Source organism: Stenotrophomonas sp. 82F1 (assembly GCF_056861525.1).
Map to the genome: position 1 here is coordinate 282,773 of NZ_JBSPUD010000002.1, position 19,575 is coordinate 302,347.

The window sequence follows — 19,575 nt, forward strand, 5'->3', positions numbered from 1 at the left end:
CAGGGAGAACCCTCATGGACTTCAACCCCCACCTGCCGGCGTTCAACGCCGGCGCCACCCTCAGCTCGCTGATCAGCCTGTCTGTCGCCTTCGTGCTGGGCGCGCTGATCGGCCTGGAGCGGCAGTTCCGCCAGCGCACCGCCGGCCTGCGCACCAACACGCTGGTGGCAGTGGGTGCCGCGGTGTTCGTCGACCTGGCCGTGCGCTTCCACGACATGTACGGCGGTCCGCCATCACCGCTGCACGTGGTGGCCTACGTGATCTCCGGTGTCGGCTTCCTCGGTGCCGGCGCGATCATGAAGGATGGCGCACAGGTATCGGGCCTGAACACCGCAGCCACCTTGTGGGGCTCGGCGGCGGTCGGCGCCTGTGCCGGCATCAAGCTGCTGCCCGAGGCGGTGCTGGCTGCGGTGTTCGTGCTGGCCGCCAACACCCTGCTGCGGCCAGTGGTGAACCGCATCCAGCGGCAACCGCTGCCGGAAGCGTTCAGCGAGGCAACCTACGCGATCAACGTGGTCTGCCAGCGTGAGCAGCAGGCCGAGGTGCTGGACCGTCTTCTGCTGTTGCTGGAACAGGCACAGTACCCGGTGCGCGCGGTCGACCAGCGCCCGTTCGGCGAGCGCGATGTCGAGATCGAGGCGGTGCTGTACGCCACCACGGTCGATGGCGGCGAACTGGATGCCGTGCTGGCGACGTTGGCGGCCACGCCTGGTGTGCTGCAGGGGTTCTGGAACGCCAGCCTGGAGGAATGACGCCCGGTAGTGCCGGCTGCTGGCCGGCAACCAGCAAGAGCGTGCACACCAAGCTTCGGTAGGTGCCGACCGTTGGTCGGCACGGATCTTCAGATACCCCGGCTTCCTGCTGCTGTGCCGACCAACGGTCGGCACCCACCGCGGCACCCGCGGCCGTTCGAGAGCATGGGCTCACCTTTGCTATCCTTCCCACCCACGCCAGGGAGCCATCCCGATGCCATCGCTGTCGCCCCGCCGCCCCCTGGTCGTGCTGGCCCTGATCATCGTGATGGCGGCCATCTTCCTGGTCGATACGGTTACCGATTACGCCGTAGCCGCCGCCTGCTTCTACGCTGCCGTCATCCTGGCAGCGTCGCGGCAGCTGCCCGCACGCGGCCTCATCGCGCTTGCGGCAGTCTGCATCGCATTGACCGCCATCAGTTTCTTCCTGACCCGTTTCGGCACCTACCGCATCGGCCTGGTCAATTCGGCCATCGGCATGCTGGTGATCGGCATCACCACGTATCTGGCATTGAAGATGGAAGCGGCCAAGGCTGCGGTGCAGGATGCACAGGCGCGCCTGCTGCGGGTGGCCCGCGCCTCCACCGTCGGCGAGCTGACCACCTCCATCGCGCATGAAGTGAACCAGCCGCTGGCGGCCATCGCCAGCAGTGCCGAAGCCAGCCAGCGCTGGTTGGCCCAGGATCCGCCGAACCTGGACAAGGCACGGCAGACCATCGCCCGTATCGTCGCCGACGCCCATCGCGCCAGTGACGTGATCGCCCGCATCCGCGGCCTGACCCAGGGCGCCGCGCCCGAGCGCCAGGCCTTCGACCTCAACCTGGCCGTGGAGGAAATGCTGGCGTTGTCGCGCAGCGAACTGGAACAGCATGGCGTGACGGTCGCGCTGCTGCTGGGCAACGAGCTGCCCCCCGCCCATGCCGACCGCGTGCAGGTGCAGCAGGTGATCGGCAACCTCATCCTCAACGCCGTTGACGCGATGGCCGTAACGCCCATGGGCGAGCGCAGGCTGTCGCTGCTGACCGCACATGATGGGCAAGGCCACGTCAGCCTGAGCGTGCGCGATCGCGGAATCGGCCTGCCGGTGGAGCAGCCCGACCGCGTGTTCGATGCATTCTGGACCACCAAGGCGAATGGCCTCGGCCTGGGTCTCAGCCTGAGTCGCTCGATGATCGAGGCCAATGGTGGCCATATCCGCGCCGAGCGACCCTCAGGCGGTGGCGCCTGCTTCATCTTCGAGCTGCCCACGGCCACGGAGGACACGCATGCGTAAACCCACGACAACGCCCGTTGAACCGGCACCGATCGTCTATGTGATCGACGACGATGCATCGGTGCGTGCTGCGCTGGAAGATCTGCTGGCATCGATGGGCCTGCAGGTACGGGCCTTCGCCTCGACCGCCGAATTCCTGGCCCACGCGATGGACGACGCGCCGGCCTGCCTGGTGCTGGACGTGCGCATGCCTGGCCAGAGCGGACTGGACTTCCATCGCACCATGGCCAGCCACGGCCTGCACCTGCCGGTGGTGTTCATCACCGGGCACGGCGACATCGCCATGGGCGTCAATGCCATCAAGGAAGGCGCCATCGAATTCCTGACCAAGCCTTTCCGTGACCAGGAGCTGCTGGATGCCATCCACAAGGGCATCGGGATCGACCGCCAGCGGCGCCGCGAGGGCGACGTGCTGGGCGCGTTGCAGCAGCGTTGGGACACCTTGAACACCGGCGAGCGCGAGGTGGTCGACGGCGTGGTGCGAGGTCGCCTGAACAAGCAGATCGCCGCTGACCTTGGGGTCAGCGAGATCACGGTGAAGGTGCGACGCGCGCAGGTGATGCGCAAGATGGGCGCGCGCACGCTGGTGGACCTGGTGCGCATGTACGATCGGCTGCAGGCGGGCCTCGCCTGAACCTTGCTTGCCTGATCCTGGCTTACTCCGGGTCGGGCAAGCTGTAGGCCAGACGGTAGTCGTGACGGCCATCGCTGATGGTGATCTGCAGCGTGCCGCTCAACCCGAGCAGTCCGTCCGTGCCTGAGTCCGGCACAACCACTACGCTCAGGCTCGGTGTGCCGCGCGTCATCACGCCGGTGTGCTGCAGCGTAAACGCGCCCTGGCGTCCGGCCAGCGTGGCGGTCACCCGCTCCATCGCCACGTAGCCCGCTGAACCCTGCATCGCGCTGCGGAATGCCAGCATCTGGCCAACGCTGACACCCTGCAGGTCGCCATGGAAGATCTTGTCGATTGACATCACCCCGATCGGGCCGCTATTGCCGCCGATCGGCAACAGCGTGACCTCGAACGTACCGGTTGCTTCGCCCTGCATCCTGCTCTCCCTTGTCGATTGGCTTGATGCTACCGCTTGGTCGCCAGCACGATCACACCGGCGACCACCAGGCCGATCCCGCTCCATTCACGCAGGCTCGGCCGTTCACCCAACAGGAGGTAGGCCAGCACGATGACCAGTACCACGCTGAACTTGTCGACCACCGCAACCTTGGCCAGTTCGCCACTCTTCAGCGCGCGGAAATAAAACAGCCACGATGCACCTGTGGCCAGCGCAGACAGCATCAGGAACAACTGGGTGCGACCCGGCAGCAGCAACGGGTTGGACCATTTTCCGCTGAGTACAACCAATGGCAGGACTACTGCAGCGACTACCAGGGTGCGGATCGCCATCGCCAGATCCGAGTCGACATCCCTGACCCCGGCTTTGACGAACAAGGCTGTCAGCGCCGCAAACAGTGCTGACAACGTGGCCCATACCAGCCATTGCGGAATGTTCTGCATGCCACTCCACTCCTGCATTAGAGGGTCGACATCCGCAACGCTACTCCCATCACCGGGTTCCGCAAGCACCCAGTCGCTGGCCGCAATCAGGCGCCTTGCAGGCGCCGCTGCAACCGCGTATCCATCAGCCCCACAACCAGCAGCACAGCGCTGGTCAACCAGCCGGCTGCGAGCAAGTGCGTATGCGGCAGGACCACGCCCAGCACGCCCAACACCGCTGCCCCCAGCAGATGCGAGCGCGGCACGTGGCCGTAGACCGCACGCTTGTACAGCGCGCTGCCCAGCAGGTAGATCAATGGTCCCGCCGCCAGCATCGCGGCATACGGCAGGGTCACCACCGCTTCCGGTTCGTCCATCACCAGGTCATTGCCGACGGCGGTGGCGATGATGCCGGCGATCAGCAGCGCGTGCACGTAGTGGAAATAGGCGCCGATGCGACCCGGGTCGTCGGAACGGGTGATGGTGTCGGTGGCGTCGCGGCTGGAGATGCCGAAGTACAGCCACCACATCGCGATCGTACCGGCGAAGGTCGCCAGCACCGCCGAAACCACCGCGCCACTCCAGTGCTCCACTTCGCTCAGCACGCCGCCGGTTGCCAGCAGCGTCTCACCCAGTGCGACGATCACGAACAGCTGGCAGCGCTCGGCCAGATGCCCGCCTTCAATGGTCCACTCGCGGGTCCGCGAACGGCCGAGGCCAGGAAACGCGAAGCCGAACATCGGCGAGATGTATTCGCAGGCGACGGCCAGCGCCCACAGCGCCAACCGCGCATTGCCTTCGACCGCCGCACCGGCCAGCCAGAAGCAGGCCGACACGCTGACCCAGGCCAGCATGCGCCTGAAATTGGCGGCCAGCGGATGCGCGCGCCCTACTTCCAGCAGGACGAACAGTGTCCGCCCCACCTGCATCGTGGCGTACGCGCCGGCGAAGATCCATGCGCGTCCGGCAAAGGCTTCGGGGATGGACGAAGACATCAGCAACGCCAGCAGCATCGTCACGAACAACAGGCCGCGGATGCGTGGCGCCTCCGGGTCGAACCAGTTGCTGACCCAGCACGCGTACTGCCAGCCGAGCCAGACCGCAAACCACAGCACCAGGGTCTGCAGCACGCCCAGCAGGCCAAGGTGGTGCAGCAGGTGGTGGCTGAGCTGGGTGACGGCGAACACGTAGACCAGATCGAAGAACAGTTCTTCGTAGGTCACCCGCGCATGATGGCCGTCGCGGCGACGCAGGGCAGGAAGACGGGGTGTTGCCGGCATCGCGGATCCTCGCTTCAGCGGCCCAGCCGCCAGAAAATGACACCGGCCACCAGCGCCGGAACGGCAAACACCAGCAGCAGGATCGGCAACTCCTCGCGCACTGTATAGCCCGCCCGGCTGACCCCCACCCACAGATTGGCCACCGACACCAGCAGCCACGTGCCGATGAAGGCCAACAGCGCCGTGGGCAGCTGCGAGCTGCCGGTGCTCCAGAGCCTGCCGAACAGGGCGAAGACGCCCAGCAGCAGGAACCCGCCGACGATCACCAGAAGCACGTGCATGGTCACTCTCCCCGATGGCTGCCCTGCAGCCTATCTGCGGCCGAGTGTGCGCGGCAGAGGGTGATCGTGGATTCACTTTCCCGAAGCGGCGAACAATGCCGTTGTCCGTCACCAGGGCCACACTGGATGACGCTGCACTGGCGTTGCCGCACGGGCCCATGGCGCCCTTATGGGTGCCATGAAATCTATGCGTGACGCGACGAAGGAGGCCCATGCTAGTTTCTGGGCCTCTTTCATCGGTGTCCTCCCATGCGCCTGCAGACCCTCGCCATCTCCCTCGCTGCCCTGCTTCCCGCTGCGGCTTATGCCGCCGAACCGCAGCTGCCGCAGCTGCGTGCCTACACCGTGGATGCGTCCTGGCTGCAGCCGATGGCGCCGCTGCAGATTGCCGACCACACCTGGCAGATCGGCACCGAAGACCTGACCGCGCTGCTGGTGCAGACGCCGCAGGGCGCGGTGCTGCTCGATGGCGGCATGCCGCAGATGGCCGACCACCTGCTGCGCAACATGAAAGCGCGCGGTGTTGCGCCTCAGGATCTGCGCCTGATCCTGCTCAGCCATGCCCACGCCGACCACGCCGGCCCGGTTGCAGCGCTCAAGCGCAGTACCGGCGCGCAGATCGTGGCCAATGCCGAATCGGCGGTGCTGCTGGCGCGCGGAGGCAGCCACGACCTGCACTTCGGCGACGGCATCACCTATCCGCCGGCCAACGCCGACTGCATCATCATGGATGGCGAAGTGGTCACGGTGGGCGGCATCGACTTCACCGCCCACTTCATGCCGGGACATACGCCGGGCAGTACCGCCTGGACCTGGACCGACACCCGCGATGGCACGCCTGTGCGCATCGCCTACGCTGACAGCCTGAGCGCACCGGGCTATCAACTGCAGGACAACCCGCGCTACCCGCACCTGATCGACGACTACCGCCGCAGCTTTGCCACGGTGCGCGCCCTGCCCTGCGATATCCTGCTGACCCCGCATCCTGGTGCCAGCAACTGGAACTACAGCGCTGGCGCCAAGGCCGGTGCCAAGGCCCTGAGCTGCAAGGCCTATGCGGATGAGGCCGAGAAGAAGTTCGACGCGCAGCTGGCCAAGGAAGCGGCCGGGGCCCGCTGATCCTGTAGAGCCGAGCCGATGCTCGGCTCGCCGGCCGAAAGCAGCCGAGCGTGGGCTCGGCTCTACACACGGCGCGCCGAAGAAGGACTACGTGGATGCAGCCGAATGGGCGCTCGACACGCAGCTGGCCAAACGGCCGGGGCCCGCTGATTCCGTAGAGCCGAGCCGATGCTCGGCTTGCGGGCAGAAAGCAGCCGAGCGTGGGCTCGGCTCTACACGGGCCGCGTGGAAGGGTGCCGGTCAGACCGACCGGCACTGCCACTGAATCTCAGCCTCCCTGGCCGTGCTGGGCGAAGGGCTCGGTGCTGCCATCAGCCAGCACCAGCTCGACGGTGTACGGCTGCACGTAGCCATCCGGCATTTCCATGCCCGGCGAGCCGGCCGGCATGCCGGGCAGCACCAGCCCGCGCGCCGTCGGCCGTTCCTTCAGCAGCCGCTTGATGTCCTCGGCCGGAATATGGCCTTCCACCACGTAGCCACCGATCTCGGCGGTATGGCAGGACGCCTTGCCGGCCGGTACGCCGAGGCGCTGCTTGACCGGATGCATATCATCGGTGTCGCGTATCTCAACCGGGAAGCCGGCAGCCTTGAGGTGGTCGGCCCACACGCCACAGCAACCACAACTGGCCGTCTTGTGCACGATCGCCAGCGGCAATTCGGGATCGATCGTCGCCTCTGCCGTCACCGCCGCTGCCGAGGCGGTTGCGGTTGCGGTTGCGGCTGCGGTTGCCGTGGCGGGCGAGGACACGACCTCTTCGGAGGCGCGCGCGCAGGCGCTGCCCAGCAGAACGGTGGTAAGCAACAGGCTCAGGGAAAGCGTGCGGTTCATGTGTCAGGTTGTCCTTTGCAATCGCAGGCGCGAGCGCCTGCCACCCACACGACCGATGCGCGTGGGTCAGGTTGATGAGGGGGATACTGCAGGACGGCAGGCATGCACTGCCTGCGCGCGATCAGGCGATAGGCGGACGGATCAGCTGCGGCAGCGCAGGCGCGGGATGACCGGGTCGCAGCGCCTCGCCGGGCACTGCACGCAGCGGCCATGCAGCAAGGCCTCCCGCTGTCGGCAGCATGGCCACACTGGCCGGCACACACTCACAACCCTCGCTGATGCACGCGCCTGCGCCCTGGTCATCGCAGCAGGCGGGCGCTGCAGAAATCACAGTGTCAACGCTCTCGTGGGGTGCACTGCAATGACCCTCGCTGGCCTGGCCGTTGATGCCGCCCGAGGCAAGCGCCAGCGCCGGTGCATTCAGCACCAGGGTCAGGAGCAGCATCAGTCGCAGCAGCAGGCCGGATATATCCACGGCTTGATGATAGCCGACGCACGAGGCACCCGTCGCCGCTGACTGGTGTCATCATGGATGACGTTCATTGGAGCTTCTCCATGCCTGCCCGCTGCGCCTCTGCTGCCCTCCTGCTGTCCGCGTTGCTGAGCCTGCCGGTCATGGCAGGCGAACGGCAATGGACCGTGCTGTCCAGCGGCGATACTGACGACACCCATGAGCGCTGGCAGGTGAGCGCGACGCGGTTGCATACACTGCCCGCCTTCGACCCGGCACGCGCCGAGCCGCCGCTGTCGGTGCATCAAGCCACGGCGGCAGCGCTGGCCCACGCACGCCTGCGTTATCCGGGCGACGACTTCGTGGTCTCCGAGGTCAGCCTGCAGCGCTTCACCGCCGGCGCGGCGCCGCCTGCCGAAGACGCAGCGCGAGGCTGGGTGTACCTGGTCAGCCTCGACTACAACGCCAAGGGCTGGACCCAGATGGTGCCGGTACTGCTGGATGGCAGCATCGTGCTGAGCGACAACGAGGAACCTTAGGTGCGGCGTCTCACGCGGGCACCTCGACCTGCGCGCGCATCCGTACCGGGATGGATTTCGCCGCCGGCGTACCGCTGATCCGATCGTAGTGGTCCAGCGGCAGCAGCGGATTGAGCTCAGGGTAGTAGCCCGCCAGTGCACCGCGCGGCATCGGATAGTCAAGCACGGTCAGGCCGTCGATGCGCCGCGTCACGCCATCGTCGCTGATCGTTTCCAGGCTCACCCGAGCTTCCTTGCCGAGCCCTCGTGCCAGACGGTCCTCGATGTTCATGAACACCACCATGCGGTCGTTGTACACGCCCCGGTAGCGGTCGTTGTAGCTGTAGATGGTGGTGTTGTACTGGTCGTGCGAACGCACCGTGGCCAGCCGCAGCATCTCCGGGTCATCGACTACCGCGTTCACTTCCAGGCCCGGCATGACCAGGATGTTGGCCTTGCCGTTCGGCGTCGGCCACACGCGCCGGCGCGGTGGAATATCCAGGTGGAAACCGTGCAGTGCCTGGATGCGTTCGTTGAAGCCTGCGTAGATGTCCGGGTAGACGGCGGCGATCAGGTCGCGGATCGGACCGTAATCATGCATGTACGCGGCCCAGTCCACCTTGCTGTCCGGCAACGCCGCCATCGCCATACGGCAGACGATCTCCACCTCCGGCAGCACGTGCTCGCTGGCCGGCTCCAGCACACCGCGCGACGCGGTCACGTTGGACATCGCATCTTCGATGGTGACGAACTGTTCCCCCAATGGCGTGCGTATCCACTCCGAGCGCGCCACCACCGGAAGGATCAGCGCGTCGCGGCCATGCACAAGATGACCTCGATTGAGCTTGGTGGCGATGCCCACGGTCAGTTCCAGCCTGCGCATGGCTTCGTAGGCGCGTTCGGTATCGGGCACCGCATGGATGAAATTACCGCCCATGCCGATGAACACCTTGGCGCTGCCATCCAGCATCGCCGCGATCGACTCGACCACATGGTGACCGTGTTCGCGCGGCGGCTCGAAACCGAACACCTGCTGCACGCGATCCAGGTAGCGCGCCGTGGGCTTCTCATCGATGCCGACCGTGCGATCGCCCTGCACGTTGGAATGCCCGCGGATCGGGCCGATGCCCGCGCCCGGCTTGCCGAAGTTGCCGCGCAGCAACAGCAGGTTGGCCACCTGCTGCAGCAGGCGCGACCCCTGCTGGTGCTGGGTCAGGCCCATCCCATAGCAGATGACTGTCGCACGCGAGCGGATGTAGATCTCTGCGCAGCGCCGTATCTGCTCCTGCGCGATGCCCGACACCCGCACGATCTCATCCCAGTCCTGCGCCAGCACGTCTTCGCGCAGTGCCTCCAGGCCAACGGTATGCTCGGCCAGGAAGGCATGATCCAGCACCTGCTCGCCCTGCGCTTCGCGCTCGAACATCACCTTCATCATGCCCTTGATCAGCGCCAGGTCGCCGCCGATGCGCACGTGCACGAACTCGCTGGTGATCTCGGTGGAACCGAACGTGGCCATCTGCACCACGTCCTGCGGTTCGGTGAAGCGGATCAGCGCACGCTCGGGCATCGGGTTGACTGCCACGATCGGCACGCCGCGTTTGCGTGCTTCCACCAGGTTGCTCATCATCCGCGGCGAGTTGGTGCCGGTGTTCTGGCCCATCACGAAGATCGCCTCGGCGTGTTCGAAGTCGTCCAGCACGATGGTGCCCTTGCCCACGCCGATCACCGGCGGCAGGCCCCGGCTGGTCGGCTCGTGGCACATGTTCGAGCAGTCCGGGAAGTTGTTGGTGCCGAACTCGCGCACGAAGATCGAATACAGGAACGCTGCCTCGTTGGGCGTGCGGCCGGAGGTGTAGAACTCGGCCTGGTCGGGGTGGTCCAGCGCCTGCAGATGGCGGCCGATCAGCGCGAACGCCTCGTCCCATTCGCAGGGCACGTAGTGGTCGGTGGCAGCGTCGTAGCGCATCGGCTCGGCCAGTCGGCCCTGCAGCTCCAACCAGTAATCGGTCTGCGCCATCAGCTCGGTGACGGTGTGCTGGGCGAACAGCTCGCGGGTCACCCGGTGCTGGGTCGCTTCCCAGGCCAGGGCCTTGGCACCGTTCTCGCAGAATTCCAGCTTCTTGCGGTGGTCGGCATCGGGGAATGCGCAACTGGGGCACTTGAAGCCACCCGGCTGGTTCATCGCCAGCAATGCCTTCGATCCTTTGCCGATCACGCTCTGCTGCAGCAGCACCTTGGCGGTCGCACCGGCGGCCCCCCAGCCGCCTGCCGGTTGGTTGTAGGGCTTGTAACGCGGCGGCTTCTGTTCGGACATGGTCGGGAACCTGCGTTGGTGGAGTGCCTGCCTGCAGTGCCGGGCCCGCGCCCGGCTGCCGTGGCCAGTCAAGCACGCCGGCAACCGCGGCGCCATAGCCCAGCCGTGGTACAGCAGGCTGTCATGGCAAGGGTTACCGCCACGTCTTCACTGGAGGGCTGCGCTATTCTGCGGGCGTAGCCTGCCCTTCTGCTTTGCCCAGGATGTGCCGCATGCCCGGATCGACGCCGCCCTCCCCTCCGCCCGCCGGCACGGCACTGCGCACGTTGCAGCGCTGGCGCAGCACGGGGCAGGAGCATCAGGTGGACGTGATCGCCGAAGAAGTGCCGGTGGTGATGCGCTACAACGGTGCCGCCTTCGCGGTGATGATGGCCACGCCGTGCGACCTGGAGGATTTCGCCTTGGGTTTCTCGCTCAGCGAAGGATTGATCGAGCGGCCCGATCAGCTGCTGTCCGCCGAGGTGCAGCCACAACTGGAAGGCATCGAGCTGAAGATGACCGTGTCCGCCGACGCCCCTGGCGCCGCACTGGATCTGGACAACGGGCGCCTGCTGCCTGGTCGCGGCGGTTGCGGGTTGTGCGGCGCGCGTCAGCTGGAAGACGTGCTGCGTCCGCTGCCGCCGGTGAAGGACCGCCGCACGTATCAGACGGCTGCACTGCAGCGGGCACTGGCCGGGCTGGCCGCGCAGCAACCGATGAATGCTGCCAGTGGTTCGACCCATGCAGCGGCCTGGGCCGATGCCAGTGGCCGCATCGGCTGGGTGCGCGAAGACGTGGGCCGTCACAACGCGCTGGACAAGCTGATCGGTGCGCTGCACCACAACGAGCACAGCATCGATGGTGGCCTGCTGGTGGTGTCCAGCCGTGCCAGCTACGAAATGGTCAGCAAGGCAGCGCGCGCCGGTGCCAGCGTACTGGTTGCCGTTTCGGCCCCCACCGCGCTGGCCATCGACCTGGCCCGCAGTGCCGGTCTGTGCCTGGTAGGGTTCGCCCGCGAAGGGGGCTTCAACGTGTATACGCACCCGGAGCAACTGCAGGGGGATGGCCTGCACGGCCATCCGCCTGCCTGACGCGGCGGCCTCAGCGCAGCGCCACCTTCGGGAAGTCCACCGGCACGTCAAAGGCCACGTTGACGTAGTTGGTGAACAGATTGAGCGCTACGTGGGCCAGGATCTCCACAATCTGCCCGTCATCGAAACCAGCCGCGCGCAGCGCCTGCACGTCAGCGTCGGCAATCTGCGCACGCTGCTCGACCACCTTCAGCGCGAAGTCCAGGGCAGCGGCGGTGGCCGGATCGCTGGACTGGCCGATCTGCGCAGCGGCCATCTGTTCGCCACTGGCGCCGGCCTTGCGCCCCAGCGCCGTGTGCGCGGCCAGGCAGTATTCGCACGCATTGCGGTTGGCGATGGCCACCGCGATCTGTTCACCCAGCAGCGGCGACAGACGGCCGCCACCGAGCGCGCCAAATGCGCCCCACATGCTCTGCAGCGCGGCGGGCGAGTTGGCTACGGCACGGAACATCGCCGGTGTCGCGCCGAAGGCGGCGTGGACCTGGCCCAGCAGGGCCTGGCGTTCGGGCGTGGTCGAGGTCGGATCGATCAGGGGAATGCGGGACATGGGAGTACTCCTTGCGATAGCGCCCGGGATTGGACGATGGGCGCATCGTAGGTAAACTCTCCGGACGAATAGAGCATTTATCTCCAGACATGTTGTCCATTCATCCATGACCACCCTCCCGCCTCCGGCCCGGCCATCCGACGACGTGCCCGACCGGCTGTCTACCCTGCTCGAACGGTTCCGGGTACAGGCAGCGCTGTTCCATTCCGGCCGGTTGTGCGGACGGCACGTGTTCGAACCGCAGCCGGGGCGTGCCTTCCTGCACATCCTGCGCAAGGGCGAGATGGAGGTGCATCACCCGGACGCGGACTGCATCACGCGCCAGTTGAAGGTCACCGCCCCCAGCTTGCTGCTGTACCCGCGGCCCCTGCGGCATGTGTTCCTCAACGCGCCGCTGGACGGTCCTGATTTCACCTGCGCCACGCTCGATTTCGACGGCGGTGCACGCAATCCGGTCGTCCAGTCGCTGCCGCCGGTGATGGTGGTGCCGCTGTCGGCCATCGGTGAACTGGACGGCACCCTGCACCTGCTGTTCACGGAAGCCGACCGCCAGCGCTGCGGGTCGCGCCTGCTGACCAACCGGCTGTTCGAGGTTGCCCTGATCCAGGTACTGCGCTGGGTGATCGATCATCCCGATGCGGCGGGGGTAAGCCACGGGTTGATGCGCGGGCTGTCCGATGCGCGCCTGGCACGCACGCTGGTGGCCCTGCACCAGTCGCCGCAGCAGGCCTGGACCCTGCCGAAGATGGCGGCCATCGCCGGGCTGTCGCGCAGCGCGTTCGCGGCGGTGTTCAAGGACGTGATGCAGACCACACCGGCCAGCTACCTGCTGGATTGGCGCTTGAGCCTGGCCTGCACCCAGCTGCGCGCGGGGGCAGCGGCCAAGCAGGTGGCGACCGAGGTCGGCTTTGCCGATACCGCGTCATTGTCCAAGGCGTTCCGCAAGCGCCTGGGGCTCTCGCCCCGCGCGTGGCTGGCGGCGCTGTAGCGCGCGGCTAGTCCTTCGAAGACCGCTCGGGAGAGAGCAGCCCGCCGATGCGCTCGGTTACCTGTTCGCGCACCTTCTCGTCCAGCTGGCCTTCGTACATGGCCTCGTAGATCCACAGGCCGTCGGCGGCCAGCCGCGCCACGAAATTGTCCAGCGCCGCAGGGTCGTCGCTGCCGGCGGCCGGTGGCGAAGGTGCCCAGCGCTGCACTACCGGTGCCCACGGCCGGTCGCTGGGGAACTCCGGGTCCACCGAGTCCAGCATGAACATCAGCTCGGCGCGGGTGGCACTCTGCGCCGAAACCCGCACGAACGTCTGGTAGCGCTCCAGCGCAGTGGCCTCGCCGGCCGACTTGCCCAGCAGCGCCTCCATCGATGCTTCCCAGCTCTGCACCAGGTGCTCGTCGATGCCGCGCAGCAACGCCTCGCGCGACGGGAAGTGGTACAGCAGGCCACCACGGGTCAACTGCGCCTCGGCCGCCACCGATTCAAAGGTGACCGCACGCACGCCGTCGCGGTTGATCACGCTGACGGCGGCGTCGAGGATGCGCTCGCGCTTGCTGGTTCTCATTGCCGCTATTTTACGCGATCGCCAGCGCCGTCGCGGCCACCGGCACGTCCACGCAGCAGGCGCGCGATGATCACCGCGCCGGCCGCCTGCACAGCGCTGATCACCAGCAGCACGATCTGGTAACCGCGATCGTAGGCCGCGGCTGCCAGTGCGAACCACTCACCCTGCCCCGCCTCACGCGCCACGTGCAATGCCTGGGTGAACCCCTCGCGCGCGGCAGCCGGAATGTCCGCCGACTCTGGCAGGAACGCGCCGTAAATCGCAGCGCTCAGGCTGCCCAGCAGCGCGACCGCCAGCAGGCCACCGAACTCGTAGGACACCTCCTCCACCGATGAGGCCATGCCCGCACGATGCGGCGGTACGTTGTTGAGGATGGCGGTGGACGCTACCGAGATCGCGGCGCCCATGCCGAAGCCGGTGATCGCCATGCCGGCCACCACCCAGCCCAGCCCATGCGGGAAGCCCAGCGCCACCACGCCCACACCGACCGCACCGGCCGCAAGGCCGCCGCAGATCAGCGGGCGCAGGCCGACGCGATGCAGCACGCTGCCGCCCAGCAACGCGCTGGGCAGGCTGCCCAGCGCCGCCACCGATACCAGCAGGCCCGCCTGCAATGGGCTGAGGCCGGCCACCAGCTGGAAACGCTGGGTGGTGAGCAGCTGCAGCCCGGCCATCGCAAACAGGGTGAACACTGCCGACAGCGTGCCTGCAAGGAACGCCGGGTTACGGAAGATGGCGAAATCCAGCAGCGGATAGGGCAACTGCTGCTGACGGCGGCTGAAGGCGAAGCCGGCGATGACCGCCAGCAGCAGCGAGACCGCGCCGACACCGTACGAGGGCGGCGTAGCGATCAGCGACTTGATCGCCAGCACCAGCCCGGACAGCGCCGCCAGTGCCAGCAACGAGGACAGCAGGTCCCACGGCCGCGTGCGGTCGCGCTGCCCTTCCGGTGCCAGCACCAGGGTCGCGATGAAGGCGACCACCACCACCGGCACGTTGATCAGGAATACCGAGCCCCACCAGAAGTGCTGCAGCAGCCAGCCACCGATGATCGGCCCCAGTGCCGCACCGACGATGGCCACCGAACCCCAGATCGCGATGGCGATGTTGCGCTCGCGCTCTTCATGGAAGCTGAGCCCGATCAATGCCAACGTGGCCGGCATCATCGCCGCCGCACCCACGGCGAGGAAGGCACGCGCTGCGATCAGCTGCGCGGCGGTCGCAGAGAACGCGGCCGCCAACGAGGCGATGCCGAACACCACCAGGCCGATCAGGAACATCCGGCGGTGGCCGATGCGGTCACCCAGGGTGCCAGCACCCAGCAGGAGGCCGGCCATCACCAGCGGATAGGCGTTGATGATCCACAGCGCCTGCCCGGCACTGGCCGAGAGCTCCTCAGTCAGGGTCGGCAGCGCCGTGTACAGCACCGAGTTGTCCAACGTGACCAGCAGCAGGCCGGCGGCGACGGTGAACAGCAGCGACCAGCGTCGGGCGCGCGACAGGGACGGAGCACCGTCCAAGGGCTGGGAGAGAGCCATGGGAACCTGGATGGGAAGGGGTACGCTCATAACTATACAGGACGTCCTGTATAGTTATAGATCTTCCAGGGAACGTTATTCAGCTTCCGGGAGGCGCAACGCCCGCTGCGACAAAGCTTGTGCCTACCTGCACTCCGCCGGCAATGCAGCGACCGCCTGCACGACCGGGTCCTGCATGGCCTGGCCCACCGCAGCATCCAGTTCGCCACGCAGATGGCCGTGCTGCCGCTGCATCACGTCTTCGCACAGCGCACGCACCCGCGCACGAGCGTTGCTGCGCAGCGTGCTGCAGCGCCAATCCACCCCTCCCAGCGGCAGCACCGAATAGACCACGCTGTTGCAGGCGTTGCCGGCGCGCTCTGGCAGCGGGCGCCCGCCGAAGTCACGCGGCGCACTGCTGCGCTGCGGGTCGAAGTAGCTGTCCGGGAAGGCGCGTGCGTACTGTTCGATATCCACCTCGATCCTGCCGCCATCGCCTGCCGGCAGGCGCAGTGGCTGCCCGCAGCCAGTAGCATCGGCGCGGTGCTGGATGTACTGGTAGATCGGCCGGTCCAGGCTCGCATCCTGCGTGGTCACGGCGCTCACCGCCGCCAGCACCGGCAGCGACGCACGGTTGGCCATGCGTGCCAGCACTCCCGCCTGCGCCGGTTCACAGCGGTCGCGCAGCGTCGCCACCAGCAGGAACAGCAGGTCATCACGAAAGGCTTTGTCGGCAGCCAGGTGATGTTCGATGCGTGCCTGCGCTTCCGCCGCCGGTGCGGGAAATGCCACTGCCGGTGGCAAAGGCGCGTGCGTTGCGTTCCACAGCAGCGCCACGCCGGTCCCTGCCAGCAGCAGCACCACCATCAGCAGCGCCACGCTGCGTGCGCGGAGCTTCGTCATCGGGTGTTCGTCATCGGGGGATCGCTGAAAGCGTCGCCGCGGCTGCGTCATAGGACGCGCTGGCGATATCCGCCTCGAAATGCTTCACCTGCAGGCGCCCTGACAGCCGGTAGGGATCCCACAACGCGCCCATCGTAATCGGGGTGGCCAATGTCACATGGATGATCTGGTTCGGCGGTGGCGGCGGTACGTGGATGCACGCGCCATAGAACGGCACGAACAGCAGTTCGTCCACCTGCCCCGCGTCGTTCATCGCCAGCGGCACCACGTAGCCATCCAGGTCCAGCGTCCGTCCATCCACGCCATCGACCACCGCCGACGAGCCGAACTGCTGCGCGCGAAGAGGGCTGGAATGATCGATGGCCTGCCCGGGCAGCGAGCCCGAACCGGTGTCGTCGATCAATCCGCCTACCCCATCCATGCCGTTGCCACGCGACAGCCCGATCTGCGGCGGTGGACGCTGGAAGCTGTCCTCCCCGGGCATCAGCGCGTCCCAGCGGTCGATCACTGCAGACGGCGCCGCTGGCGAAGCGGCAGCGTTGCTGGCCTGTGGCGGGGTCTCCACGGGCGGCCGGCCACAGCTGGTCAGCAGTACACCGGCAAGCACAGCGGCAAGCACCTTCGCGCTACGGTTCATAAGGCCTCAGTTCGGCGTCGGCCATGCTGTAGGCCGAGCCGGCAAGATCATCGTCCACCCGCTCGGCACGCAGCACCCCGGCCAGGAAGAACGGCGAGTACATGTCGGGCATGGCGATCGGCTGCGGCAGCACCACGTGCACGATCTGGTTCGGTGGCGGCGGTGGCACGTGGATGCACGCGCCGTAGTACGGCACGAACAGGAATTCGAGCAGTCGACCGTCTGCCGCATTGGCCAAGGGCACGACATAGCCCGGCAACCGCACCGCGCGATCCAGTACCGCGTCCACGGTACGGAAGGTACCGAACTGGGCCATGCGCCGGTTGCCGCTGTGCTGCACCTCCGGCCCCTCACCGCGCTCCAGTGCGGCCAGTTCATCGCCCGGCAGCATCTGCAACCAGTCCAGCTCCTGCTCGCTTTCGGTGCCGGCACTGTCCTGCACCGGCGAGGGAGGCAGTGCCTGCACACCGCTATCGGTCGGCCGCGTGCAGGCAGCCAGCAGCATGGCCGCAGCCAGCAGCAACCCGCGCACGCCCGTGCTCATGACGCAGGCGCCAGGCCATCGGCCAGGGTGCGCCGGTAGGCCAGCAGCGCAGGCAGCAGGCCTGCGACCGCGCTGATCAGCAGCACGCCACCCACCCAGGCCAGTTCGCGCGCGTCCGGCCAGACGTGGGTGATCGACAGACCGAAATTGGCCAGCGCCCAGCTGCGCCCCACCACGCTGGCGCAGGTCAGCACCGCCAGCGCCAGCGCGCAGGCCATCGCTGCGGTAGCCACGGCTTCAACCACCAGCAGGCAGGCCACATAGGCCGGACGCGCACCGGTAGCGCGCAGCACCGCCATCTCTCGGCGGCGCTCCTGCAGCGTCGATACCAGCAGCGCCATCAGCGAAACCATGCCCAGCAGCACCACCATTGCACTGATCAACTGCAGCGCGCGCTCGGCGGTACCCAGCGACTGCCACAGCTGCTGCAGGGTCACGCCGGGCAGGATGGCCTGCAGCGCTTCGTCGGGATACTCGTTGATGCTGCGCTGCACGCCGAAGGTGGCGATGCGCGAGTTCAGGCCGAGCATGAAGGCGGTGATGCTGGTCGGGGTCAGGTCGAGCTGGCGTGCCTGTTCGGCGCTGACATGCTGGCTGCGAAGCTGCACGCCGGAGCGCCAGTCAACATGGATCGCCTCGATCGCCGGCAGTGACACCAGCACGGAAGAATCCACCGGCGTGCCGGTCCGCTGCAGGATGCCGACCACACGGAACGGCTTGTCGGCATGCGTGGCCAGCGTTACCGCACCGGTACCGTGGGCCAGCACGATGTCAGCGCCCACGCCGATGTGCGCTGCCTGTGCGACTTCCGCGCCCACCACCGCGTCATACAGGTCGTCGAACGGCTTGCCCTGTGCGAATGCCAGCGGATGCCCTGCGCCATGCCGGTAATGTTCGAAGTAGCCGGCAGTGGTGCCGATCACCCGATAGCCCCGCCAGGAATCGCCCAATGACAGCGGTACTGCCCACTTCACCTGCGGCAGCGCGGACAGTTCCTGGTAGGACTGCCAGGACACGTTGTTGGTCGGGTCGCCGATATGGAACACCGAGTACAGCAGCAGGTTCACCGGCCCCGAGCGTGCGCCGACGATCAGGTCCGTGCCCGAGACGGTGCTGGCAAAGCCCTCGTGGGCCTGCGTGCGGATGCGTTCCACCCCCAGCAGCAGGACCACGCTCAGAGTGATGACCAGCACGGTCAGGCTCACTCTCAGGGCGCGGCTGCGCAGGCTGGCCCAGGCCAACTCAAACATGTGCACCCCCTGCCCGGTTCAGATCACCCAGCGACAGCACCTGGTCGAACAACGGCTGCAGGCGGTCATCGTGGCTGACCACCAGCGCGGTGGTGCCGGCGGCGCGGCACTGCGCGGACATCAGCTGCAGGAAGGCCGTGGCCGCGTCGGGGTCCAGCGCCGAGGTAGGTTCGTCGGCCAGCAGTACCGCGGGGCGGCCGATCAAGGCACGGGCAGCGGCAACGCGCTGCTGCTGGCCGACGCTGAGCGTGCCTGCCGCACGCGGCATCAGTGCCGGGTCCAGCTGCAGCGCGCGCAGCAGCCTCGCGATTTCGGCATCCAGCCCACCGTCGATGCGCGCGTTGCGCAGCGGCGAGAAACGCACGCCAAGGGCGATGTTGTTGCGCACGCTCAGGAACGGCAGCAGGTTGAACTGCTGGAAGATCACGCCCAGCTGATCGGCGCGGAAACGATCACGCGCGGCGGCGCCCAACGTGTTCACCGCATGACCGGCGACACGGATGCTGCCGCTGCCCGGCAGCAGGATGCCTGCCAGCAGGCCCAGCAGCGTGCTCTTGCCCGAGCCGCTGGTGCCGCGCAGCAGCACGCTGCTGCCCGCGCTCACCTGCAGCTGTGCGATGTCCAGCACTGCTCGGTCGGCGTAGCCGAACTGCACGCCCTGCAGGTCGATGATGGCGGCCTCGTTCATGGCGCCAGCGGCACCCGCAGGCTGTCGGCGGTCACCACGCTGCGGCCTTGCCCGGTCGATGTTGCGGTATTGACGATCACCTCATGCAGACCTGGAAACAGCGTCGGCAGCGGCAATACCAGCCCACGCAGCGCCGCCGGGTTGGCGCAGTGGTAGCGCAGTGCGGCGGTGAATCCGGCGTGCGTGTGCTGGCCGGGCTGCGTTGCCACCGCCACTGGCGCAAAGCCCTCCGCAGTCGCCTCGGCATGGTCCAGCCGGCACTGCGCAGCGCCCGGCAGCGTGACCCAGCTGCCGCTCTGCAGGATCGATCGCGCCCGCGCCAATGCGGCCTGTTCGCGGCTGTCGGCAGGTGGTCGTTCGAAATCGAGGATGCCGATCCCCGGCGCACGCAGTGCCAGCTCCAGCGTTCCCTGGTCCACGGCCAGATCGACATCGGCCTGGCCATGGACATGCGCATCGTGATGGCGCACGTCGTGGGCGTTCGCAGAATGGGCAGCAAACAGCAGCAGAAGGACGGCAGAACGTTTCATGGGGCGACTCCGTATTGTTAC

Annotated in this window: 23 protein-coding genes; 7 read left to right on the forward strand and 16 right to left on the reverse strand. The window is 67.3% G+C overall.

What is annotated here, in order from left to right:
• Positions 1 to 14 precede the first annotated feature (14 nt).
• The 3 genes from AC13GI_RS03640 to AC13GI_RS03650 all read left to right on the forward strand — a co-directional run bounded on the left by AC13GI_RS03640 (position 15) and on the right by AC13GI_RS03650 (position 2,659).
• A complete protein-coding gene (locus AC13GI_RS03640; protein WP_099818571.1) occupies positions 15 to 752 on the forward strand; it encodes an MgtC/SapB family protein in 738 nt (245 codons plus the stop codon).
• A gap of 214 nt (positions 753 to 966) precedes the next feature.
• Positions 967 to 2,025, forward strand: coding sequence for a sensor histidine kinase (locus AC13GI_RS03645; RefSeq protein WP_380651895.1), 1,059 nt, complete (start codon positions 967 to 969; stop codon positions 2,023 to 2,025).
• Entirely contained in the window at positions 2,018 to 2,659 is a 642-nt protein-coding gene (locus AC13GI_RS03650; protein WP_482995534.1) for a response regulator transcription factor, read from the forward strand. Before AC13GI_RS03645 ends, AC13GI_RS03650 begins: the two co-directional genes overlap by 8 nt.
• A 22-nt stretch (positions 2,660 to 2,681) precedes the next feature.
• Here the strand turns inward: AC13GI_RS03650 and AC13GI_RS03655 are convergent, their stop codons facing one another.
• From AC13GI_RS03655 to AC13GI_RS03670, 4 genes are all read right to left on the reverse strand, one after another.
• Positions 2,682 to 3,074 carry a DUF3224 domain-containing protein gene (locus AC13GI_RS03655; protein WP_482995535.1) on the reverse strand — a complete coding sequence of 131 codons (393 nt, stop codon included), beginning with the start codon at positions 3,072 to 3,074 and terminating at the stop codon, positions 2,682 to 2,684.
• A 29-nt stretch (positions 3,075 to 3,103) separates the two neighbouring features.
• Complete coding sequence (locus tag AC13GI_RS03660; RefSeq protein ID WP_100552615.1) at positions 3,104 to 3,538, reverse strand: EamA family transporter; 435 nt, start codon at positions 3,536 to 3,538, stop codon at positions 3,104 to 3,106.
• Between the two features lie 86 nt (positions 3,539 to 3,624).
• On the reverse strand, positions 3,625 to 4,797 hold the full coding sequence (locus tag AC13GI_RS03665; protein ID WP_482995536.1) for a low temperature requirement protein A: 1,173 nt from the start codon (positions 4,795 to 4,797) through the stop codon (positions 3,625 to 3,627).
• 14 nt (positions 4,798 to 4,811) lie between these two features.
• Positions 4,812 to 5,078, reverse strand: a complete 267-nt coding sequence (locus AC13GI_RS03670; RefSeq protein ID WP_099818590.1) for a hypothetical protein — start codon at positions 5,076 to 5,078, stop codon at positions 4,812 to 4,814.
• 249 nt (positions 5,079 to 5,327) lie between these two features.
• On the opposite strand from AC13GI_RS03670, the gene blaL1 reads away from it, so the two are divergent.
• Entirely contained in the window at positions 5,328 to 6,197 is an 870-nt protein-coding gene (gene blaL1, locus AC13GI_RS03675; protein WP_099818591.1) for a L1 family subclass B3 metallo-beta-lactamase, read from the forward strand.
• A gap of 268 nt (positions 6,198 to 6,465) precedes the next feature.
• On the opposite strand, the gene AC13GI_RS03680 is transcribed toward blaL1, so the two are convergent.
• Positions 6,466 to 7,026 carry a DUF411 domain-containing protein gene (locus AC13GI_RS03680; protein ID WP_482995537.1) on the reverse strand — a complete coding sequence of 187 codons (561 nt, stop codon included), beginning with the start codon at positions 7,024 to 7,026 and terminating at the stop codon, positions 6,466 to 6,468.
• A 121-nt stretch (positions 7,027 to 7,147) separates the two neighbouring features.
• Positions 7,148 to 7,501: a CopL family metal-binding regulatory protein gene (locus AC13GI_RS03685; protein ID WP_099818594.1), complete on the reverse strand. Its 354-nt coding sequence runs from the start codon at positions 7,499 to 7,501 to the stop codon at positions 7,148 to 7,150.
• Positions 7,502 to 7,581: 80 nt separating this feature from the next.
• Between AC13GI_RS03685 and AC13GI_RS03690 the strand changes: the two genes are divergently transcribed.
• Positions 7,582 to 8,016 (forward strand): hypothetical protein, encoded by a 435-nt coding sequence (locus tag AC13GI_RS03690; RefSeq protein ID WP_099818595.1) that lies wholly within the window; start codon positions 7,582 to 7,584, stop codon positions 8,014 to 8,016.
• Between the two features lie 10 nt (positions 8,017 to 8,026).
• Here the strand turns inward: AC13GI_RS03690 and AC13GI_RS03695 are convergent, their stop codons facing one another.
• The gene (locus AC13GI_RS03695) at positions 8,027 to 10,312 is read right to left on the reverse strand and encodes an FdhF/YdeP family oxidoreductase (RefSeq protein WP_482995538.1); all 2,286 of its coding nucleotides are present in this window, start codon (positions 10,310 to 10,312) and stop codon (positions 8,027 to 8,029) included.
• Positions 10,313 to 10,524: 212 nt separating this feature from the next.
• On the opposite strand from AC13GI_RS03695, the gene fdhD reads away from it, so the two are divergent.
• Positions 10,525 to 11,382: a formate dehydrogenase accessory sulfurtransferase FdhD gene (gene fdhD / locus AC13GI_RS03700; protein ID WP_380651844.1), complete on the forward strand. Its 858-nt coding sequence runs from the start codon at positions 10,525 to 10,527 to the stop codon at positions 11,380 to 11,382.
• Positions 11,383 to 11,392: 10 nt separating this feature from the next.
• Here fdhD and AC13GI_RS03705 read toward each other — a convergent pair whose 3' ends face one another.
• On the reverse strand, positions 11,393 to 11,929 hold the full coding sequence (locus AC13GI_RS03705; RefSeq protein ID WP_482995539.1) for a carboxymuconolactone decarboxylase family protein: 537 nt from the start codon (positions 11,927 to 11,929) through the stop codon (positions 11,393 to 11,395).
• Between the two features lie 106 nt (positions 11,930 to 12,035).
• Here AC13GI_RS03705 and AC13GI_RS03710 point away from each other — a divergent pair, with 106 nt between their 5' ends.
• Entirely contained in the window at positions 12,036 to 12,917 is an 882-nt protein-coding gene (locus tag AC13GI_RS03710) for an AraC family transcriptional regulator (protein WP_482995540.1), read from the forward strand.
• A 7-nt stretch (positions 12,918 to 12,924) separates the two neighbouring features.
• On the opposite strand, the gene AC13GI_RS03715 is transcribed toward AC13GI_RS03710, so the two are convergent.
• The 8 genes from AC13GI_RS03715 to AC13GI_RS03750 form a co-directional block, all read right to left on the reverse strand.
• Positions 12,925 to 13,485, reverse strand: a complete 561-nt coding sequence (locus tag AC13GI_RS03715) for a TetR/AcrR family transcriptional regulator (protein ID WP_482995541.1) — start codon at positions 13,483 to 13,485, stop codon at positions 12,925 to 12,927.
• Between the two features lie 5 nt (positions 13,486 to 13,490).
• Positions 13,491 to 15,023, reverse strand: a complete 1,533-nt coding sequence (locus AC13GI_RS03720) for an MFS transporter (RefSeq protein WP_482995542.1) — start codon at positions 15,021 to 15,023, stop codon at positions 13,491 to 13,493.
• Between the two features lie 123 nt (positions 15,024 to 15,146).
• The gene (locus AC13GI_RS03725; RefSeq protein WP_482995609.1) at positions 15,147 to 15,869 is read right to left on the reverse strand and encodes a hypothetical protein; all 723 of its coding nucleotides are present in this window, start codon (positions 15,867 to 15,869) and stop codon (positions 15,147 to 15,149) included.
• 46 nt (positions 15,870 to 15,915) lie between these two features.
• Positions 15,916 to 16,542 carry a DUF3299 domain-containing protein gene (locus AC13GI_RS03730; RefSeq protein ID WP_482995543.1) on the reverse strand — a complete coding sequence of 209 codons (627 nt, stop codon included), beginning with the start codon at positions 16,540 to 16,542 and terminating at the stop codon, positions 15,916 to 15,918.
• Entirely contained in the window at positions 16,532 to 17,086 is a 555-nt protein-coding gene (locus tag AC13GI_RS03735) for a DUF3299 domain-containing protein (RefSeq protein ID WP_482995544.1), read from the reverse strand. The genes AC13GI_RS03730 and AC13GI_RS03735 overlap by 11 nt, the downstream gene beginning before the upstream one ends.
• Positions 17,083 to 18,336, reverse strand: coding sequence for an ABC transporter permease (locus AC13GI_RS03740; RefSeq protein WP_482995545.1), 1,254 nt, complete (start codon positions 18,334 to 18,336; stop codon positions 17,083 to 17,085). The genes AC13GI_RS03735 and AC13GI_RS03740 overlap by 4 nt, the downstream gene beginning before the upstream one ends.
• On the reverse strand, positions 18,329 to 19,024 hold the full coding sequence (locus AC13GI_RS03745) for an ATP-binding cassette domain-containing protein (RefSeq protein ID WP_482995546.1): 696 nt from the start codon (positions 19,022 to 19,024) through the stop codon (positions 18,329 to 18,331). Before AC13GI_RS03745 ends, AC13GI_RS03740 begins: the two co-directional genes overlap by 8 nt.
• Positions 19,021 to 19,554 (reverse strand): ZrgA family zinc uptake protein, encoded by a 534-nt coding sequence (locus AC13GI_RS03750; protein ID WP_482995547.1) that lies wholly within the window; start codon positions 19,552 to 19,554, stop codon positions 19,021 to 19,023. Before AC13GI_RS03750 ends, AC13GI_RS03745 begins: the two co-directional genes overlap by 4 nt.
• Positions 19,555 to 19,575 lie beyond the last annotated feature (21 nt).

Excerpts from the sequence above, each read along its gene's own strand:
- AC13GI_RS03640 (WP_099818571.1), top strand. The coding sequence starts at position 15 with ATGGACTTCAACCCCCACCTGCCGGCGTTCAACGCCGGCGCCACCCTC.
- AC13GI_RS03645 (WP_380651895.1), top strand. The coding sequence starts at position 967 with ATGCCATCGCTGTCGCCCCGCCGCCCCCTGGTCGTGCTGGCCCTGATC.
- AC13GI_RS03650 (WP_482995534.1), top strand. The coding sequence starts at position 2,018 with ATGCGTAAACCCACGACAACGCCCGTTGAACCGGCACCGATCGTCTAT.
- AC13GI_RS03655 (WP_482995535.1), bottom strand. The coding sequence starts at position 3,074 with ATGCAGGGCGAAGCAACCGGTACGTTCGAGGTCACGCTGTTGCCGATC.
- AC13GI_RS03660 (WP_100552615.1), bottom strand. The coding sequence starts at position 3,538 with ATGCAGAACATTCCGCAATGGCTGGTATGGGCCACGTTGTCAGCACTG.
- AC13GI_RS03665 (WP_482995536.1), bottom strand. The coding sequence starts at position 4,797 with ATGCCGGCAACACCCCGTCTTCCTGCCCTGCGTCGCCGCGACGGCCAT.
- AC13GI_RS03670 (WP_099818590.1), bottom strand. The coding sequence starts at position 5,078 with ATGCACGTGCTTCTGGTGATCGTCGGCGGGTTCCTGCTGCTGGGCGTC.
- blaL1 (WP_099818591.1), top strand. The coding sequence starts at position 5,328 with ATGCGCCTGCAGACCCTCGCCATCTCCCTCGCTGCCCTGCTTCCCGCT.
- AC13GI_RS03680 (WP_482995537.1), bottom strand. The coding sequence starts at position 7,026 with ATGAACCGCACGCTTTCCCTGAGCCTGTTGCTTACCACCGTTCTGCTG.
- AC13GI_RS03690 (WP_099818595.1), top strand. The coding sequence starts at position 7,582 with ATGCCTGCCCGCTGCGCCTCTGCTGCCCTCCTGCTGTCCGCGTTGCTG.
- AC13GI_RS03695 (WP_482995538.1), bottom strand. The coding sequence starts at position 10,312 with ATGTCCGAACAGAAGCCGCCGCGTTACAAGCCCTACAACCAACCGGCA.
- fdhD (WP_380651844.1), top strand. The coding sequence starts at position 10,525 with ATGCCCGGATCGACGCCGCCCTCCCCTCCGCCCGCCGGCACGGCACTG.
- AC13GI_RS03705 (WP_482995539.1), bottom strand. The coding sequence starts at position 11,929 with ATGTCCCGCATTCCCCTGATCGATCCGACCTCGACCACGCCCGAACGC.
- AC13GI_RS03710 (WP_482995540.1), top strand. The coding sequence starts at position 12,036 with ATGACCACCCTCCCGCCTCCGGCCCGGCCATCCGACGACGTGCCCGAC.
- AC13GI_RS03715 (WP_482995541.1), bottom strand. The coding sequence starts at position 13,485 with ATGAGAACCAGCAAGCGCGAGCGCATCCTCGACGCCGCCGTCAGCGTG.
- AC13GI_RS03720 (WP_482995542.1), bottom strand. The coding sequence starts at position 15,023 with ATGGCTCTCTCCCAGCCCTTGGACGGTGCTCCGTCCCTGTCGCGCGCC.
- AC13GI_RS03725 (WP_482995609.1), bottom strand. The coding sequence starts at position 15,869 with ATGGTGGTGCTGCTGCTGGCAGGGACCGGCGTGGCGCTGCTGTGGAAC.
- AC13GI_RS03730 (WP_482995543.1), bottom strand. The coding sequence starts at position 16,542 with ATGAACCGTAGCGCGAAGGTGCTTGCCGCTGTGCTTGCCGGTGTACTG.
- AC13GI_RS03735 (WP_482995544.1), bottom strand. The coding sequence starts at position 17,086 with ATGAGCACGGGCGTGCGCGGGTTGCTGCTGGCTGCGGCCATGCTGCTG.
- AC13GI_RS03740 (WP_482995545.1), bottom strand. The coding sequence starts at position 18,336 with ATGTTTGAGTTGGCCTGGGCCAGCCTGCGCAGCCGCGCCCTGAGAGTG.
- AC13GI_RS03745 (WP_482995546.1), bottom strand. The coding sequence starts at position 19,024 with ATGAACGAGGCCGCCATCATCGACCTGCAGGGCGTGCAGTTCGGCTAC.
- AC13GI_RS03750 (WP_482995547.1), bottom strand. The coding sequence starts at position 19,554 with ATGAAACGTTCTGCCGTCCTTCTGCTGCTGTTTGCTGCCCATTCTGCG.